The organism is Vibrio fortis, assembly GCF_000695685.1.
Taxonomy (GTDB): domain Bacteria; phylum Pseudomonadota; class Gammaproteobacteria; order Enterobacterales; family Vibrionaceae; genus Vibrio; species Vibrio fortis_A.
This window is the reverse complement of the sequence record NZ_JFFR01000018.1, coordinates 134,354-151,697: the sequence shown is the minus strand read 5'-3', so window position 1 is coordinate 151,697 and position 17,344 is coordinate 134,354. Positions and strand designations below refer to the sequence as shown.

The window sequence follows — 17,344 nt, the reverse complement described above, 5'->3', positions numbered from 1 at the left end:
TCTCTTTAATTTCTAAGTGACTAAAAGCTAAATTTTCAGCTTTGTTAGTTCGGCAAATCGTGGAATGTCTTACATGGATTAAAATCCAATGTTTTGATCATTTCAATGACCTTGCCGCTGGTGTTTCCCTGCCCGTAAGGGTTATCTATCGCTTCCGCTGGCTCTTTATAGTCACGAGCCACTGCTGAGAGCATCGCCCGCTCAATATCAGCGTGGTTTGCTTCACAATGCAAAACGCTCTTAGCGGCCAAGCGCCCTTTCTGACGAGCACCGATATCGACAGTCGGAACGTCAAACGCTGGCACTTCAATAATACCGCTAGAAGAGTTACCAACCACCGCCGTTGCATGCTTCACTGCGCTCAGGTAACGCACTTGCCCTAACGAAGGGATTGCCAATACGCGTTCTGGCTGGCTTGCTGCGTAAGCTTCCAGCATCGGAATGATACGACGCCCACCATCATCTGCATTAGGGTAAGTCAGAATAACTTGATGCTCAGGAAAAGCCTCTAAGGTATCGAGCAAAGCTTGAAAGGATGCTTCGGGCGCTTCATTTCCTAGTGTCACCGGATGGTAAGTCACTAAGAAAAACGGCTTGGTTAGCGAAAAGTTAAGAGACTCAGCTAACTCATCGACCGACATGAAGTCAGCTCGTTTAAGGTGATCAAGGCCAATTGCACCGACGTTCTGAACGCGTTCCGGCGCTTCGCCTAATTGAATGACCCGCTGACGATATTCGTCCGTCGATGTGCCATGTAAATAACTTAGTTTGGTAATCGCATGGCGAATCGCATCATCATACGCACCTTCTGTGATCTCACCACCATGTAAATGAACAATAGGAATACGCATGATCATCGCTGTTTGAGCAGCCGCTAAAGCTTCAAAGCGGTCACCCAAAATAACCAATACATCAGGTTGCATGCGCGCTAGTGCATCTGAAAACCCGAGCACACCAAGCCCCATGCTTTTCGCTGTCCCTACTGCTGAGTCCGACGAAAGAAGGATCTCTATTTTCTCATCAATCTTAAATCCATCTTTTTCGATTTGCTGATACGTTTCACCAAATTCAGGTGAAAGGTGCATCCCTGAAACCAGCAACTGCAGTTCTAAGTCAGGATCACTTTGAATATCTTTCAAAAGCCAAAAAAGCAGACCGTACTCTGCCCTTGTTCCTGTAAAAACAGCGACTTTCTGCGTCTTATTTTCCATTAAGCGCCCTTGGATAAATCAATAGGAGTACTTGGGATGTTGATCAAGTGAGCTTCAATAAACTCAGACTGAGTCAAGTCACCACGCAGTGCATTCTCGAACATAGGAAGACGATGCATCAATTGCCAAATCGGACGCGTCATAACACCAGCAGAGTTGGTCTGCTCTAACATGTGATCTCGCGATGCGGTATCTGGGCAGATAATCGCGTTTAACCAATAGTTCGACGTCGCGTACTCTGGCTCTGTCACGAAAGTAAAATCTGAACCTGCGAAAAAGTGTTGGTATTGTTCAGCTAATTGGCGCTTTTGAACTAAATAGGAATCCAATACTTCCATTTGCGCGCAGCCCAACGCCGCATTCAAATTCGGCATGCGATAGTTAAAGCCAGGCTCATCGTGATAAAACTCGAAAGGGTGTGGAACCTTAGCAGTAGTTGTGACGTGCTTAGTACGAGCCCCCTGCTCTTGGGTCTTACAAAGGATCATTCCTCCGCCGCCAGTCGTAATCACTTTGTTACCGTTAAAACTGATCGCAGCATAATCACCAAATGTGCCTGTGTGTTGGCCTTTATAAAAAGAACCTAAGCTTTCCGCAGCATCCTCTACCAAGACTAACTGCCATTTCAAACATACAGCAATCAACTCATCAAGCTCGACGGGGTGACCAAAGGTGTGCATTGGTACGACAGCACGAATGCTCTTACCCGTTTGTTTATGAATACAACCTTTTTCTGTTACCTCAGCATGCTGTGCTAGATATTGGTCCATCGCCTTTGGGCACAAACCCAAGCTTACTGGCGATACATCCACGAAAATAGGCTCAGCACCCATGTGATAGAGCGCATTACAAGTTGCCACAAACGTCAAAGCCTGTGTGACTACTAAGTCACCACGCTCCACACCAGCCATGTAAAGCGCCGCATGCAAGGCCGCCGTGCCATTTACGGCCGCCACGGCTTTGGCACTGCCAGTGTATGCTTCAATTTTTTGTTCGAACTCATCGACAAATTTACCAACGCTGGAAACAAAGGTGCTTTCAATCGTTTCTGTTACATAAGCCTTTTCATTACCATCAAAGGTAGGCGCATGAAGGGGGATGAACTCATTGGTTTGATATGTGTCGCGTACAAATTCTACTAACGATGTAGGTTTCATAGTTGCTCCTACATTTTACTATCTAAGTATTTGCCTGTTTCTTTGTGCCCAAAGTCAGGGATCATGGTAAAGAACAGCTCTACAATTTGCTCTTTTGTCCAAGCACGATCAGATTTCATCTGGCCGATTGTATCTTCAAAAAGTGATAGCAGTTCTTGCTGATAAAGAGGGTCGTTCTTGATGATGCCCAAGTTAGCAAAACGTTCCATATCGAGTGTCTCTTTGTCGGTAAAGAACTCTTCAAAGTCTTTTTCACCCGTGGTATCACTCGAAGTAAACAAGCACGGCCACTTACCTTGAGCAGGCAAGGTCTTAGCCAATTCACGTGCTTCGTCTTCACTGTCACAAAGATGAGGTTCGTAACCGCGTTGCTTCAGGTATTTCACCGCAATATCAGCAAAAGAGATGAGGTGCAGAGCTTCGCTTAACTTAGGGAAGAAAATGTCGCGGTTTTCACCAAAAATACAAGACATTAGGCATAGTTCACCAGACTCTTGGGGTGTAACGAAATAGCGTTTGATGTCATTCGGCGCCACAATTGGTTGGTTTTTCAATAAACGCTGATTAAAACCATGCAGTAATGAGCCATCAGAAAATGCAACGTTTGCGAATCGCGCTGTAGAAATAGCGATCTCTTCACTCTTACGCATCAGGAACATTTCCATAATACGCTTTGATGCTCCCATCATGTTGACCGGGTTTGCTGCTTTATCTGTCGATACACAGAAGTACTTTTTCACGCCACCATCGATAGATTGTTGAATGGTTTTATCAGTATTAAACACATTCACATCGATCATTCGCATTAGAGTGTAAGGGTCTTTTTCACTACGAACATGCTTAAGTGCCGACAAGTTCAATACATAATCGTACTGGCCATCCGCCTTAATGAACGCATCATACTCAATCGAGCCGATATCGAGAGCAAAGGTTTGGAAGTCACCATCGATATAACCAAATGAGCTACGAATGTCGCGCACGACTTCCACCATGTTGTTCTCACTGATATCTACAACATGCAGCTTTTTAGGGTTACGTTTAAAAATCTCTTTAGTCACAGCTTGACCAATAGAGCCTGCACCACCAAGTACAAGAAAACGGGAATCAGAAACAATGCGAGATAACTCAGCTTCATGCTGACCAATGTCCTGAGTAAACAATGCATCGGTGCGACCGATAAGAGGTAGAATTGCGTTCATATTATGTGACTTTTGTATGTTATGAGTTGATTTTAAACTAACCGACCTTTAGGTAAAAGATTAGATGCTCGTGGCATAAATTTGTTGTAGCTCGGTAATCGATCGCGCTTCTTCTTGGGTCATATTCAGCGCATTTTTTTCTACATCATTTCGGTTTGCAACGATTGAACTCACCAGTTCTTTTGTCGATGAGTAACTAATCACATCCAGCCCTAGAGCTTCTTTAAAACCAAAATCATTCGGTGAACCCGCAGCGGTACACAGCGTCCCTTGTCCCCACTTTATATATTGTCGAGCAGTACTAGCACCACCTCTTCGTTGCAAGATTAAATGAGAGCACGACATTATCAGAGAAGTATAGGCTACGGGAGAAATAGCGGTGACATATGAAATATCGAGGGTTTGTCGTTTAACGTGACGTAGATAGGAAATAAAAAGGTCCAGCAAGATCCGTTGCTTCCTATTCTTCTTGTGCCACAAAATCGTGAACTTATAATTTTCAGCTTGTTTTTGATTACAAAATTCACTCAACAAGGCCTTTATCTCTGAAAAGCTGATACTTTTTTGCTTTGTCCCAATAAGCACACGCTTCTCTTTAGTAAGCCATTGATTACCATCGACAATAGCCTTCTCCAACGATTGTGTAATCGATGTCGGCAGTGTGTCAAAAATCACGCCTGCGTTAACAAACTCGATATCTTTTCTCTGTAGTGCACTGGTAACGCGCTCATAAAAGGTCTTTTCATGGCCAATAAAATTGATAATGCGCTGAGATACGTAAATATCATCTTGTGCAATCGCTAGTTTTTTCGATGGCACCATTTTACCATGCTTATCAATACAGCTATGCCAACGATCGATTTCATCATCTGTCAGAAAAATATAGGTTTTTCTGAGTAAGTTTTCTGAGTAATCAATGACTTTTCTTACCATCGTTGAATTAGCTTGGTTCAAAGACATAAACGTAATAGTTCGAGCGTCTTCGAGCTGACTTAGCATGCTCTCGTCATAGTTAAGATACTCAACACCCGGAACTTTATCGATACTTCCGGCTTTGATGCCTTCGACGCAGTCAAAGACAACAACTTTAATAGTCTCGGGAGAGGTGCTTGCTTTATGGATCAGAGCGTCGGCATAAAGATAAAAAAAGCGATCGCTTTTAGTAATGAAAAATACGTTCTGGTCTTTAAACATGATTAATTCTTTAACTCCGATAGGGCATTGATGACTTCTTGACAAACAAGCGCTTGTTCCTCATCGGTCAAAGAGTAGAACAAAGGTAAGCGCAGCAGCTTCTCACTTTCCTGAGTTGTAAACTGATCATGGCCGTCAAATCGACTCCATTGAAGACCTGCAGGTGCTGTATGCAATGGAACATAGTGGAATGCAGAAGATATACTTCTCTCACGAAGTGAACTAATCAAAGCATCTCTTGCAGATAGCCCACTTAGCTTGATGTAAAACATATGTGCATTATGTTCACATTCAGTTGGGATGAAGGGAAGCTCAATCAAGCCCTGCTCTTCAAGTGATTTAAAATTCAATAAATAACGATTCCATAACTCTAATCGTCGTTCGTTAATGCCTTTAGCTTCGTTTAATTGAGCCCATAAATATGCTGCTTGTATCTCACTTGGAAGCAAACTGCTGCCAATATCAACCCAAGTGTACTTATCAACCATGCCTCGGAAAAACTGGCTTCTATTGGTGCCCTTTTCACGAATAATCTCTGCTCTATTTACCAGTTTTTCGTCGTTAATTAGCAGTAAACCTCCTTCCCCACCACTGGTGTAGTTTTTGGTTTCATGGAAGCTATACGCCGCTAAATGACCAATCGAGCCTAGTGCCCTTCCTTTGTAACTAGACATTACACCTTGTGCGGCATCTTCTATTACGTAAAGTGAGTACTTATCCGCAATAGCCATTATTGTATCCATTTCGCATGCAACCCCCGCGTAATGAACAGGTACAATTGCTTTGGTTTTCGGTGTAACCGCTTGCTCAATAAGGTTTTCATCAATGTTCATTGTATCCGGACGAATATCGACAAATACAATTTTTGCACCACGCAAAGCAAATGCATTAGCCGTGCTTACGAATGTATAACTCGGCATGATAATCTCATCACCAGGCTGAACATCGATAAGCAGTGCAGCAAGCTCAAGGGCATGAGTACATGAAGGTGTTAAAAGGGATTTCACACAACCAGTTTTTTCAACAAACCATTGCTCACACTTTTTCGCAAAATAACCATCACCGGATAGTTTACTACCAGAAATTGCTTGTTGTATAAATTGAATCTCTTTGCCCGTTACCGGAGGCTTATTGAAAGGAATCATAGTTGTACTCATCATTGATGTCAGAATAGCCCAACACAAACTGTATAAAAAATGGCAAATAGTTTGTTATTATAACAGTATCTATCTTCGTAGGTAATAAACCTAGTCACAATGAAAACGAATACAATTAGCACTCTTAATTTTTCAATACGTGAATGGGACTCTCAATTTTTTCATACAAAAATCGGGGATGTTCAATGGAATATTGAAACCTCTCTGCAGTCTCCATCAGAAACATTTGATCTCATAACAACTCGTGTTGGAGCATTAGAACACACAAAAATCGAGGCGCTTCAAGCGAATGGATTTATTTACTGTGAAGGTGATGTCCAGTTAACCAAAGAGATCAACATAAGTGATACAAATGTAAGTTACCAAACAGCTACACAGGCGCAATTACCAGAACTGTTAACTATGCTTGACGACATGTATCAAATCAGTCGTTTCAAGAAACCTTGGTTTACAGCGCAAGATAGAGACCGGTTTTATAAAGAGTGGTTAACCAAAGCGGTATATAGCACCTTTGATGATTGTTGCTTGGTTATTATCGAAGCCAACAAAATATGCGGCTTCGTGACTCTAAAAGAGCACTCAAACTACGCACAAATTGGCTTAATCGGCGTTAGTAGTGAACATCAGGGAAGAGGAATAGGGAAAAAGTTACTCTCTATTGCTGAGCATTATCTAGAGCAACGAAACTGCACAACCTTAAGTGTCGCTACCCAAATGAGTAATATTCATGCTTTAAACTTGTACACAAGGTTTGGCTTCCGATTGACAGAAACCAACCTCTGGTTCTACAAAAGCAATCTATAGCTTAATCACTTACAACAAGACTATTTAGATATACACCGTAGTCATTCTTTAACATAGGTGCAGCTAGCTTAGTTAGATCAGCATCACTTAACCAACCATTTCTCCAAGCAATCTCTTCTAAACACGCAACCTTTAGCCCTTGAACATTTTCAATAGTTTGTACAAAAGAGGATGCTTCATGCAAGCTTGCGTGAGTTCCAGTATCTAGCCACGCAAATCCACGACCTAGTAGCTGAACGTTTAAATTCCCTTGCTCCAAGTACATCTGATTCAATGTTGATATCTCTAACTCACCACGTTCAGAAGGTTGAACTTGTTTTGCGAGTTCAACAACATTGTTGTCGTAGAAATACAAACCAGTCACCGCATAATTCGATTTGGGCTCTTGGGGTTTTTCTTCTATAGATATTGCTTGCATCGATTCATCGAACTCTACAACACCAAAACGTTCAGGATCTTTTACCTGATACCCAAATACCGTCGCTCCAACATTACGACTTGCAGCTTTCTGCAAAATTGGAGTAAAGCCTTGGCCATAAAAAATGTTGTCACCAAGAACCAAACAAACTGATTCATTGCCTATAAAATCTTCTCCAATAATGAAGGCTTGTGCCAATCCATCGGGAGAGGGCTGAACAGCGAATTCTAAAGAAATACCAAAATCAGAGCCATCACCCAACAAACGTTTAAAACCATCTTGATCTTCTGGTGTTGTAATTATCAGAATCTCTCGAATGCCCGCTAGCATAAGAACCGATAATGGATAATAAATCATAGGTTTATCGTAAACTGGTAACAGCTGTTTAGACACCCCCCGCGTTAACGGATACAAACGCGTTCCTGAACCGCCCGCCAAAATAATGCCTTTCATTAATTGCCCTGCCCTAGTCGCTCCAGACTATATGAGCCGTCCAGTACGCGGCTCCACCATTGCTTGTTATTCAAGTACCACTCAACGGTTTTGCGAATACCCGTCTCAAAGCTCTCTTCTGGCGTCCAACCCAACTCACGCTCAATCTTAGATGCGTCAATTGCGTAACGAACATCATGTCCTGGACGATCAGTTACATAAGTAATCAAATCTTGATATTGCTGAACGCCTTCCGGTTTTTTCGGTACAAACTCTTCTAGCAATGAGCAAATCGTTTTCACTACTTCAATATTAGCTTTCTCGTTATGCCCACCAATATTGTAGGTTTCACCAATTTCACCTTCGGTGACCACCTTATAAAGAGCTCGAGCGTGATCCTCTACATATAACCAGTCACGAATCTGCATGCCATCGCCATACACAGGTAGCGGCTTGCCATCGATTGCATTGAGGATCATGAGTGGTATTAACTTCTCAGGAAAATGATACGGACCATAGTTATTCGAACAGTTAGTTACAATTGTTGGCAAACCGTAAGTTCTCAGCCATGCACGTACGAGGTGGTCGCTTGAAGCTTTAGAGGCTGAGTACGGGCTAGAAGGCTCATAAGACGTTGTTTCAGTAAACAAGTCGTCAGTCCCTTCTAAATCACCATAGACTTCATCTGTTGAAATATGATGGAATCGAAATGCTTGCTTCTCGGTATCAGGTAGCTGAGACCAATAGGCTCTCGTCACCTCGAGTATCGTATAAGTACCAACTATATTTGTCTCAATAAATGCCGCTGGACCATCAATAGAGCGATCGACATGGGACTCTGCCGCTAGATGCATTACTGCATCTGGTTTGTGCTCTGCGAATACACGCTCAAGCTCAGCTCGGTTGCAAATGTCCACTTGTTCGAATGCATAACGATCATCGTTGGTTACAGAGGTCAGTGACTCAAGGTTGCCAGCATAGGTCAACTTATCAACGTTAACAACGGAGTCAGATGTGTTCTCGATAATATGTCTAATTACAGCAGAACCAATAAAGCCGGCACCACCTGTTACAAGTAACTTCATTCATTTTCCTTATCCCGCCAGTGGACAACTGGCGGTGGGTTTAATTTATTAGAAATTATAGTTTCAAAACCAATTAATATTCGTCATCACTTACTAAAGCGACTTATCTGCTCTAAAGCACCTTGAAGGTGAGCAAAGTTTGGCTGCCCCCCTTTAACTTGACGATTTGTTTTGTCCATAAATTGATATTGGCCACCAGCGCCCACTTCTAAGATGTTGTCATCGGAAATCACAGCATACCCGCTATAATTCGAAGAGATGATCCAATCTCTTTCAACGTGCTCACCCAGAAGGTCTTCTCCTACTGAGTACTCTTTAACGTCATTAGTCACACCGAGGTAATGCTTCATGACTGTTGGCACAACATCTTGGTGACTAGTCAGGCTTTGTGAAGACCACTTAGTGTCTAGTTTATTAATGCCTGGGCCAAATATCGCAAAAGGCACCTTCACTTGAGCATCGGTAAAGTTGCTATTGTGCCCCCAGAAATTCAACTTATTGTCATTCATTTCTTGGCCGTGATCGCCCGTAATAATTACGACTGTATTCTCAAGGTCACCCGTTTCTTTTAGTTTGTTCAACACTTGTGCTGCCACGGTATCAACGTAGCGCACACTCGTCTTATAGCGATTAAAGAATGGCTGTGGGTCGGTCTCATTATTCAGCTTCAAGTAGTTGACCACTTGTAGCATTGGTTCATAACGCGGTTCGAAGCCTTTAGGGAAGTCATAACCATGTGGTGCGTCATAGAACAGGAATGAAAATGCCGGTTTCGACTGATCTCGCTTTTCATACCAGTCTAACCAATCTTTCGTCAGATCAGCATCAAGCTCTGAAGGACGGTTACCTTTGGAGCCAATACGAAGGTTTTCAACGTTGGTAAATACTGTTTGGTTAAACTCAGGTTTTCTTAGCTGTGCAGCAGTAAAGATACCTAAATCGTAATCCAGTTCCTGTAGACGATCGATGAAAACAGGGCTTTGTTGATTAGCTAAAAAGCCATGCCAATATGTACCAGGAATACCGTAAAACAGACCAAAAATACCGGTACGAGTCGCGTTACCTGTAGCCATATGGTTTTCGAAGATTAAACCGTCTTGAGCGTATTCCCACATGACTGGCGTATTGTCAGCATTAAATGTGTCATATCTCCAAGAGTCGACAACAAGCAACATAATGTTGACCGGCTTTTCGACACTCTCTGCTTTCAAAGGAGATAGCGGATAGTTAAGGTCGCTCTTGCGGTTTAACGTTAATGACTTTTGGCGAGCAATCGCTTCTTCATCGATCCAACCATACTTTTTCATCATGCTGTTTGATGTAGCTGGATAGAACAGAGGTAAGTAACGCTTCACCATGGTCACAGGTTGATACGCATGCGCAGCGGCCCAAATATGAATACCATGAGTTGCTAATAGCGTTAGAAAAGTAATAAAAGCAAACTTACGACCTAGTTTGTACGAACGTACTGGTGCATCGTTTTCTAACCAACGAATTAACCCCCACTGAAGTCCAAGCAGTAAAGCAATACCACCTATCACCATCACCCAAGTGATCAGTGGGAAGCTGACAATTTGTCCTGAGAGTACCAGTTCAAGAACAACGGCATTAATGTGAAAACGGTACTGTGCAAAAACAATCGTATCGATGAACAGTGTTGCCACACCAATTGATGCGATGATTGCTTGTAATAAGTTTCTTGGGGTTTTGGGTAGGAATAAGCTAGGTAGCGCCACTAGACCGATTAACGCCGCAATCAGCGTCATCTGCCCAAAAACAGAGACAATAATAAAAACGACGGCTAATGGTTCTGGAGGAAACTCAGGCAAAAATGAGAAATAACGGCACGCGATCAACATGGCAACGAGTGCATTCACCAGAATAAACCATCCGTGCGCGTGTAGCCTCTGTTTCAAAGACATATTTACTATCCTAACTAATTGTATAAGCGATTATTTCGCAGAGTAATCATTGTATCCAGCAAGCAGAGCTTCGAACTCCTCTTCTTGCCAATGTATTTGACGTTTATTCAGCTCTTTAAAGAAAGAGCGCTTCAGGCGATCGAGGTTAGATTGCTTCCAAGAGCTCCCTTTACCATAACCACACTTATCAAAATCGATAATCCAAATTCGATCATGCTTATCGATGAGAATATTATGAATATTTAAATCGGTATGATTAACACCCACGCTGTGCATCTTCGCTATTTGGTGTCCAATCTCACGATACAGGTCTGCCGAGGCTGAGGTTTTTGTCAGGATATCGACAAGGTCTGTGGCACCAGCAATCTTCTCACTCAACAAGTCCGCTCGATATGAGAATCCTGCTTTAGTCGCTCTCGCGGCGATAGGTTTCGGAACATTTACACCAGCTTCGATCAAGTCATTAAGCAGCTGCATTTCCATATAGCAGCGTGTCTTGTCCCAACCACTAAACCAATAACTATCTTGAACCAACTTGCCAAATAGACCGCCACGGCGATAGTGTCGCAGGGCTGCTGGTAATTTCCCAGTATCGACAAACCAAGTTGTACCTCGGCCTGTTGCGCTGCCTATCACGCTCTCTTGACCTTGCCAGTATTCGATATCAAACACTGACTCAGGAGGATGATCCAACAGCTGATCGTCAAACCATATGACAGAATTGCTTGCGTGGATTTTTTTGATCATGATTTAGATTACCAATAGTGACTGATCAGAATAAAAGCCCAAGTAAAACCCGCAAATAATAGAGCTACAAGTACTGCTGCGGAGCCTATATCTTTGGCTCTGCCACTAAGTTCATGGTGCTCGACACCAACTCGATCAACGACCGCCTCAATAGCAGAGTTCACCAACTCGACAATTAACACCAAAACCACGACGCCCAACATGAGAACTGTTTCTATAGGGCTGACATCTAACCAAATTAACGCAATGATCGCGGCGCACAGTAAAACCAGCTCTTGTCGAATAGCAGCTTCATGCTTGAATGCGGCTTTTAAACCCTGAATTGAGTATCCTGTTGCTTTGATGATCCGTTTCAGACCGGTATTTCCTGGTTTTCCTTGGTTTTCTATCGTCATGTGTGAGTCATCTGCTATTTGATTGGTGTAAAACGAGCACTATTTTACATTTATCGGCACTCTCTGCATAATCTTAGGCAATTAAATTTGCGAGCGATTTTTATGCCCCTTTTTACTCAAGCACCTGAATCTGTTTGTTTTTTGCGTTTGTCTGCCATCGGTGACATTTGTCACGCGGTCGCAGCAATACAAACCCTGCAAAAACAATGGCCTACAACCAAGGTCACTTGGATCATTGGCAAGGTCGAAGCCCAACTATTGGAAGGACTAGAAGGTGTAGAGCTTATCGTCTTTGATAAGAAAGCTGGCTTTGCTGGCATGAAAGACATTTGGAAAAAGTTATCTGACCGCAAGTTCGATGCTTTAGTTCATATGCAGTTAGCTTTGAGAGCGAGCTTGCTCACTTTGGGCATCAAGGCCAATTATAAAGTCGGCTTTAACTTCAAGCGCGCTAAAGAGGCTCAGTGGCTTTTTACCAATAAAAAAATCGAGGATGTTCAATCGCAGCACGTACTCGACAGTTTCTACTCTTTCGTTGAATATTTAGGTGTACCTCGCTCTATCCCCGAATGGAACTTACCTATTGGTGCCGAAGAGACTCTGTTTGCCAAAGAGGTATTGAACCAAAAACCTACGATTGTGATTAGCCCAGCGGCAAGTAAAGATGAGCGTAACTGGTTACCTGAGCGCTACGCCGAACTTGCCGATTATGCAATATCCCAAGGTTATCAGGTGGCAATCTGCGGCTCACCAGCTGAACGGGAAGTAGCTCTTGCAAATGCGATCATGGAAAAGACGGCTCACCCCGTTTTAAACTTAGTTGGAAAAACCTCTTTAAAACAACTGACAGCGATCCTCAAAGAAGCTGCGGTTGTTGTGGCTCCAGACTCTGGCCCAGCGCATATAGCGACAACTCAGGGAACCCCAGTTATCGGCTTATATGGTCACAGCAACCCGCTAAGAACAGGTCCTTATAACGACCTACCTTCTGTTATCAGTGTTTATGAAAAACACGCTGAACTGCAACATAAAAAGCCTATATCGGAGTTACCGTGGAGTACTCGGGTTAAAGGCGACCATGTTATGGCTGATATTTCCGTAGCATCTGTGGTGCAATCTTTCGAACAAATTACACAAGGTAAATAACATCATGCCAAGATCAGCAAAACCAACATTAGCCGTTGCTTTGATCGTTAAAAATGAAGCAAAAAATCTTGAGGCTTGTTTAAACACGGTTGCCGATTGGGTTGATGAAATTGTCGTGCTCGACTCCGGTAGCACAGATGAAACTGAGCAAGTTGCTCGTACGTACACAGAAAAGTTCCATGTCAATAAGGATTGGCCTGGTTTCGGTCCGCAACGACGCATCGCTCAAGAGTATGTTGAGTCAGATTTTGTGCTTTGGCTAGATGCAGATGAGCGTGTTACCGATGAGCTAAAGGTAAGCATTCAACAAGCCGTTGAAAAGAATGAGCCGAACACTCTCTACAGCATTTGTCGCCTAAGCTGGGTGTTTGGTCGCTATATACGTCATTGTGGTTGGTACCCTGATCGAGTTGTACGTTTATACCCTACAAAACTAACTCAGTACGACACTGCGCAGGTTCATGAGAAAGTGTTAGTTGATAAATCGATGGTAGTTAAAGATCTTACAGGTGACGCGATTCATTTCACTTACAACGACCTTGAGCATTACCTCAAAAAATCCAATTCATATGCTCTAGCTTGGAGTGCGGACAGAGCAAAACAAGGTAAGAAAGGCAGCTTTTCGAGTATTCTTACTCACTCTTTGGCTTGTTTTATTAAAATGTACATTCTTAAAGCGGGCTTCCTAGATGGGAAACAAGGCCTATTATTATCGATGCTCTCAACACACTACACTATCGTGAAATATTCAGATCTATGGATCAGAACATCGACAAAAAAGCATGACATGCGTGATGCCCAAAAATAAGATGCCAAATAAACGAGAACCTACAATGAATATTTGCCATGTTAATCTTGCCACTGGGTTTAGTGGGGGAGAACGACAGACATTAGTGTTGATTAAAGAGCAAATTAAGCTCGGCTACACCCTGACAGTGGTTGCAAACCCTAAAAGCCCTTTTTTTAATGAAGTTGAGAAGCTCAATTGTCGCGTGTTTGCTGCGAAACATTTTCTACTAGGTCACAGCTCAAAAATCACCAAAGATTGTGCTGTGATGCATGTGCATGAAGGTCGGGCTATCTACTGGGCTTACATCCAAAAGTTGCTTTTCAATACTCCTTACATTATTACTCGCCGTATTGATAATCCTTTGAAAAATAAAGCGCTATCTCTGAAAGCTTATAATTCAGCATCTGCCATTACAGGCGTCAGCAACAAAGTGGTAGAGGTGGTCAAGCAAAGGCATCCCAAAGCTCACGCAGTCTTCATACCGGACTCTCCAGCCCGATACACATCAGATCCGACTAAGGTCAAAAAAATACGTGAGCAATTTGAAGGCAAGTTTCTCGTTATAAAAGCGGCCAAAATGTATAAGCATAAAGGCTTCGATATTGCGATTGAAGCTGCAATCATGCTGAATGACATCAACAAAGATATAGAGTTCGCTCTACTTGGCGATGGCCCAGAGTTCGATGCACTTAAAGACCTTGCTGCGAATACACCAAATGTTCATTTCATGGGGAATCAAGCAGAAATAGGTAACTGGTTTGAAGCTGCAGACTTACTAATCCACACATCTCATACCGAAGGGATGGGCTCTGTTATTTTGGAAGCAATGGCAGCAGGATTACCAGTCGTGGGTTCAAAAGCGGGAGGGATCCCTGATGTTATTACGCACGATAAATCTGGGTTACTGTTTGAAATCGCAGATGCCAAGGAATTAAGCGCACACATTCAATCTCTCTACAATTCGAAAGAGCTGCGAGATAGACTCATCGACGGTGCGGCTCAGCATCTAAATAAATTTGAGATCGAAACCACGGCTCAAGCTTATCAGTCACTCTACCAACAGTTTGAGAAATAATTATGAACAAGAAAGTTCTTTACCCTGGTACTTTTGATCCACTCACCAATGGACACCTTGACCTAATAGAACGAGCAGCTGAAATGTTCGATGAGGTGATCATCGCTGTCGCTGCTAGCCCGAGTAAAAACACCATGTTCACACTGGAAGAACGTGTAGAGTTTTGTATCGAAGTCACTAAGCACCTTGATAACGTCACAGCACAAGGGTTCAGTGGACTCATGGTCGATTTCGCGAAAGAAGTCGAAGCCAACGTCTTAATCAGAGGTCTGCGTACAACGGTCGACTTTGAGTATGAATTTGGACTAACCAACATGTATCGTAGACTCATGCCTGGTCTAGAAAGCGTATTCCTAACACCTGCAGAAGAGTACGCCTTTATCTCTTCAACTATCGTCAGAGAGGTCGCCATTCATGGTGGGGACGTGACTCAGTTTGTACCGAAAGTGATCGCCGAAGCGCTTCATAATAAAAAGCATATTTAAAAAACGGCCCTCAACTCTGAGGGCCGTTTCGCTATTTAGATTCAGGTTCTGCCATCACTTGATAACGTAAATAGTAGTTCTGTAGTTTATGATACTCTTGAGCCCAGTGCTGGTCTGGGTTTTCAACACTGCTATTCAAGTTAAACAAGCTATTTTCATCACTCCAAGGAAACAGCTTTTCTGCATTTGCATTGGAAAATGCGCCATGATTGGTAATCGTGCGCGAAGCGTTATATCCAATATTAGCCACACCGCCTTTAGACAACATGTTTTCGCCACCTAGAGAAGTGTACTCTTTATCAGACAAGCTGAAGTGATACAGCGTTGGATAGACATCTCGATGTGAGCCAATTCTACTCTCATCATATTCATAATTTGTGTGCTCTAAAATTTCATCTGGCACATACATATAAAATGGTACACCAAACGTAAGACCAAACTCCTCTTTAGAATCCGTGGCTAAATAACGCATACGGTGATCGCCCGATGCAGCTATCACGGTTTGCTTCCCTAGCGGCGATGCCTTCACACCAGTAATGAATTGCCCCAAAGAGTCGTTCGCATATTGGTAAACCTGAAGTAGATCGTTCGCTTCCTCCTCCATTGAACCGAGTAACTGTTTTAGGCGCTCGCTTTCTCGTACTGGCTTAGCCTGATAGTCTGAAGGCGCTCTAAATGGAGAATGATTAGTTACAGTCATGATGTATATCATCTGTGGCTTATCTGCTTCATCAAGCAATTTACGAGCAAACTTAAAGGTAAATTCGTCTGGAACTCCCCAGGTATCCGCTTCCTTTTTAGCTTCTGGGAATGCTTTAATGATGCTATTTTCGTCATAAACAGTATCAAAGCCTTGGCGAGGTAAGTAGTTAGCGAGATTTCGCCACATGCTGTTACCACCATATATAAACACAACGTCATAGCCCGCCTGTTTATACGGCAAGACAGCAGAGCTTGGTAACTCAACACGTTGTGCACTTGAGTGACTGATTGTCGGTATATCACTATGGAACAGCATCATAACAATACTGTCTATCGTCGCAGATGTACCCGCCATGAAACGCTCAAAGACAAAATCTTCATCAAAGTGTTTTCTTAAAGAACCCAACAAATCATTGTTTTCTGGATCATCTTCTACAAGCACATTGTTTCCAAGTCCCTCCATTAATGCCATAACAACATGAGGTTGATGAGATTCTAGGTAATCATTTTTAGGCGTCGTATAAATCGGATCAGGTTGCCCTAATACTTTGATCATTTGCTGCTCTAGAGCTTGCTTAGAAATAGGCTCAAATTTGGATTGTTTTTTGTAGTCACTCTTAGCCCAATCAAGCGCCATAAACGCGTTGGGCGTAATGTTATTAAGCGGAGCATATTGAGATACGTTGGCATGATAACGCTTCAAAGGTAGCGTACCGACAGAACCTCGAGCAACAACCACTGTTATAGCAATCATAGCGACAACAGACACAGTAACTTGCCACCAACGACGAGTACTCCAGCTTTTATTCTCGAAATAGGCAATGAGCTTACTTGAGCCAACATAGCCTAATAGTCCAACAAGGATAGCCGTCAAAAAAGAACGTAAGATTGGGTAATCTGCCCAAGCATTTTCTAGTACCGCTTCAGTATCATCATCTATTAACCCAAAAACAAAGACATCAATATATGTCCCGTAAGTGACGTAATAGTAATAATTGGCAATCGACATTCCCGACAATAAGAAAAATATCAAGGCGCTATAACTAGGAACAACTCGAGTAAACTTTTTATAAATAGAAGAGAAGCTAGAAAGAATCAGCCCTACCAGTAACAAAGGGGCAAATCCAATTGCGACCACTTTGGCGTCAAAACGAAGTCCAACCCAGAAAGCCCGCCATACATCTGTTTCGATACCAATTAATTCTGAAGGGTCCACAACCTGAGAGTAGAACAATGCACGAGAAAGAGACAAGAGTGCAATACCGGCAATAAAGAGCACGATAAGTGTGCGAGTTAACTTACGATAGTTTTGGTCAAAATCCATGTTTCACGCTTCTGGATGGGGTAGTCTAATCAAACGCAGCATGATATCACAGCTCAATACCATGCTCGGATCATATTGGAAAAATGGGAGTTCGAAAGGTA

Annotated in this window: 16 protein-coding genes; 5 read left to right on the top strand and 11 right to left on the bottom strand. The window is 42.8% G+C overall.

The genetic code is table 11. The annotated features are described in order from the left end of the window. Nucleotides 1-44: 44 nt before the first annotated feature. The 5 genes from neuC to rffA are packed head-to-tail and all read right to left on the bottom strand — an operon-like array spanning nt 45 to nt 5,906. Complete coding sequence (gene neuC, locus VFDL14_RS12020; protein ID WP_032551162.1) at nt 45-1,211, bottom strand: UDP-N-acetylglucosamine 2-epimerase; 1,167 nt, start codon at nt 1,209-1,211, stop codon at nt 45-47. Continuing rightward, complete coding sequence (locus VFDL14_RS12025) at nt 1,211-2,368, bottom strand: LegC family aminotransferase (RefSeq protein WP_032551161.1); 1,158 nt, start codon at nt 2,366-2,368, stop codon at nt 1,211-1,213. The genes neuC and VFDL14_RS12025 overlap by 1 nt, the downstream gene beginning before the upstream one ends. 8 nt (nt 2,369-2,376) lie before the next feature. Continuing rightward, complete coding sequence (locus VFDL14_RS12030) at nt 2,377-3,567, bottom strand: UDP-N-acetylglucosamine 4,6-dehydratase (protein ID WP_032551160.1); 1,191 nt, start codon at nt 3,565-3,567, stop codon at nt 2,377-2,379. A 60-nt stretch (nt 3,568-3,627) separates the two neighbouring features. Beyond that, nucleotides 3,628-4,761 (bottom strand): hypothetical protein, encoded by a 1,134-nt coding sequence (locus VFDL14_RS12035; RefSeq protein ID WP_032551159.1) that lies wholly within the window; start codon nt 4,759-4,761, stop codon nt 3,628-3,630. A gap of 2 nt (nt 4,762-4,763) precedes the next feature. Continuing rightward, the gene (rffA, locus tag VFDL14_RS12040) at nt 4,764-5,906 is read right to left on the bottom strand and encodes a dTDP-4-amino-4,6-dideoxygalactose transaminase (RefSeq protein ID WP_032551158.1); all 1,143 of its coding nucleotides are present in this window, start codon (nt 5,904-5,906) and stop codon (nt 4,764-4,766) included. A 111-nt stretch (nt 5,907-6,017) separates the two neighbouring features. On the opposite strand from rffA, the gene rffC reads away from it, so the two are divergent. After that, nucleotides 6,018-6,722, top strand: a complete 705-nt coding sequence (gene rffC, locus VFDL14_RS23985; RefSeq protein WP_084181859.1) for a dTDP-4-amino-4,6-dideoxy-D-galactose acyltransferase — start codon at nt 6,018-6,020, stop codon at nt 6,720-6,722. 1 nt (nt 6,723) lies between these two features. Here rffC and rfbA read toward each other — a convergent pair whose 3' ends face one another. The 5 genes from rfbA to VFDL14_RS12065 all read right to left on the bottom strand — a co-directional run bounded on the left by rfbA (nt 6,724) and on the right by VFDL14_RS12065 (nt 11,721). Beyond that, nucleotides 6,724-7,593, bottom strand: a complete 870-nt coding sequence (gene rfbA, locus VFDL14_RS12045) for a glucose-1-phosphate thymidylyltransferase RfbA (protein WP_032551157.1) — start codon at nt 7,591-7,593, stop codon at nt 6,724-6,726. Continuing rightward, nucleotides 7,593-8,657: a dTDP-glucose 4,6-dehydratase gene (gene rfbB, locus VFDL14_RS12050; protein ID WP_032551156.1), complete on the bottom strand. Its 1,065-nt coding sequence runs from the start codon at nt 8,655-8,657 to the stop codon at nt 7,593-7,595. Before rfbB ends, rfbA begins: the two co-directional genes overlap by 1 nt. Nucleotides 8,658-8,743: 86 nt before the next feature. Further along, complete coding sequence (locus VFDL14_RS12055; protein WP_032551155.1) at nt 8,744-10,579, bottom strand: DUF3413 domain-containing protein; 1,836 nt, start codon at nt 10,577-10,579, stop codon at nt 8,744-8,746. A gap of 30 nt (nt 10,580-10,609) precedes the next feature. Then, the gene (locus tag VFDL14_RS12060; protein ID WP_032551154.1) at nt 10,610-11,326 is read right to left on the bottom strand and encodes a 3-deoxy-D-manno-octulosonic acid kinase; all 717 of its coding nucleotides are present in this window, start codon (nt 11,324-11,326) and stop codon (nt 10,610-10,612) included. A gap of 8 nt (nt 11,327-11,334) precedes the next feature. Then, nucleotides 11,335-11,721, bottom strand: a complete 387-nt coding sequence (locus VFDL14_RS12065; protein WP_032551152.1) for a diacylglycerol kinase — start codon at nt 11,719-11,721, stop codon at nt 11,335-11,337. 102 nt (nt 11,722-11,823) lie between these two features. Here VFDL14_RS12065 and VFDL14_RS12070 point away from each other — a divergent pair, with 102 nt between their 5' ends. From VFDL14_RS12070 to coaD, 4 genes are read left to right on the top strand one after another with little or no spacing between them, the layout of a single operon-like run. Further along, the gene (locus VFDL14_RS12070; RefSeq protein ID WP_032551151.1) at nt 11,824-12,867 is read left to right on the top strand and encodes a glycosyltransferase family 9 protein; all 1,044 of its coding nucleotides are present in this window, start codon (nt 11,824-11,826) and stop codon (nt 12,865-12,867) included. A gap of 4 nt (nt 12,868-12,871) precedes the next feature. Next, nucleotides 12,872-13,675: a glycosyltransferase family 2 protein gene (locus VFDL14_RS12075; protein ID WP_032551150.1), complete on the top strand. Its 804-nt coding sequence runs from the start codon at nt 12,872-12,874 to the stop codon at nt 13,673-13,675. Nucleotides 13,676-13,700: 25 nt separating this feature from the next. After that, a complete protein-coding gene (locus VFDL14_RS12080; protein ID WP_032551149.1) occupies nt 13,701-14,732 on the top strand; it encodes a glycosyltransferase family 4 protein in 1,032 nt (343 codons plus the stop codon). A gap of 2 nt (nt 14,733-14,734) precedes the next feature. Further along, a complete protein-coding gene (coaD, locus tag VFDL14_RS12085) occupies nt 14,735-15,217 on the top strand; it encodes a pantetheine-phosphate adenylyltransferase (protein ID WP_032551148.1) in 483 nt (160 codons plus the stop codon). Between the two features lie 31 nt (nt 15,218-15,248). Here coaD and VFDL14_RS12090 read toward each other — a convergent pair whose 3' ends face one another. After that, nucleotides 15,249-17,243, bottom strand: coding sequence for an LTA synthase family protein (locus tag VFDL14_RS12090; RefSeq protein ID WP_032551147.1), 1,995 nt, complete (start codon nt 17,241-17,243; stop codon nt 15,249-15,251). Nucleotides 17,244-17,344: the final 101 nt, after the last annotated feature.

Bases quoted from the DNA above. Each gene is read 5' to 3' on its own strand.
- rffC (WP_084181859.1), top strand. From the start codon at position 6,018: ATGAAAACGAATACAATTAGCACTCTTAATTTTTCAATACGTGAATGG.
- VFDL14_RS12035 (WP_032551159.1), bottom strand. From the start codon at position 4,761: ATGTTTAAAGACCAGAACGTATTTTTCATTACTAAAAGCGATCGCTTT.
- neuC (WP_032551162.1), bottom strand. From the start codon at position 1,211: ATGGAAAATAAGACGCAGAAAGTCGCTGTTTTTACAGGAACAAGGGCA.
- VFDL14_RS12090 (WP_032551147.1), bottom strand. From the start codon at position 17,243: ATGGATTTTGACCAAAACTATCGTAAGTTAACTCGCACACTTATCGTG.
- VFDL14_RS12065 (WP_032551152.1), bottom strand. From the start codon at position 11,721: ATGACGATAGAAAACCAAGGAAAACCAGGAAATACCGGTCTGAAACGG.
- rffA (WP_032551158.1), bottom strand. From the start codon at position 5,906: ATGATTCCTTTCAATAAGCCTCCGGTAACGGGCAAAGAGATTCAATTT.
- VFDL14_RS12060 (WP_032551154.1), bottom strand. From the start codon at position 11,326: ATGATCAAAAAAATCCACGCAAGCAATTCTGTCATATGGTTTGACGAT.
- coaD (WP_032551148.1), top strand. From the start codon at position 14,735: ATGAACAAGAAAGTTCTTTACCCTGGTACTTTTGATCCACTCACCAAT.
- rfbB (WP_032551156.1), bottom strand. From the start codon at position 8,657: ATGAAGTTACTTGTAACAGGTGGTGCCGGCTTTATTGGTTCTGCTGTA.
- VFDL14_RS12080 (WP_032551149.1), top strand. From the start codon at position 13,701: ATGAATATTTGCCATGTTAATCTTGCCACTGGGTTTAGTGGGGGAGAA.
- VFDL14_RS12055 (WP_032551155.1), bottom strand. From the start codon at position 10,579: ATGTCTTTGAAACAGAGGCTACACGCGCACGGATGGTTTATTCTGGTG.
- VFDL14_RS12070 (WP_032551151.1), top strand. From the start codon at position 11,824: ATGCCCCTTTTTACTCAAGCACCTGAATCTGTTTGTTTTTTGCGTTTG.
- rfbA (WP_032551157.1), bottom strand. From the start codon at position 7,593: ATGAAAGGCATTATTTTGGCGGGCGGTTCAGGAACGCGTTTGTATCCG.
- VFDL14_RS12075 (WP_032551150.1), top strand. From the start codon at position 12,872: ATGCCAAGATCAGCAAAACCAACATTAGCCGTTGCTTTGATCGTTAAA.
- VFDL14_RS12025 (WP_032551161.1), bottom strand. From the start codon at position 2,368: ATGAAACCTACATCGTTAGTAGAATTTGTACGCGACACATATCAAACC.
- VFDL14_RS12030 (WP_032551160.1), bottom strand. From the start codon at position 3,567: ATGAACGCAATTCTACCTCTTATCGGTCGCACCGATGCATTGTTTACT.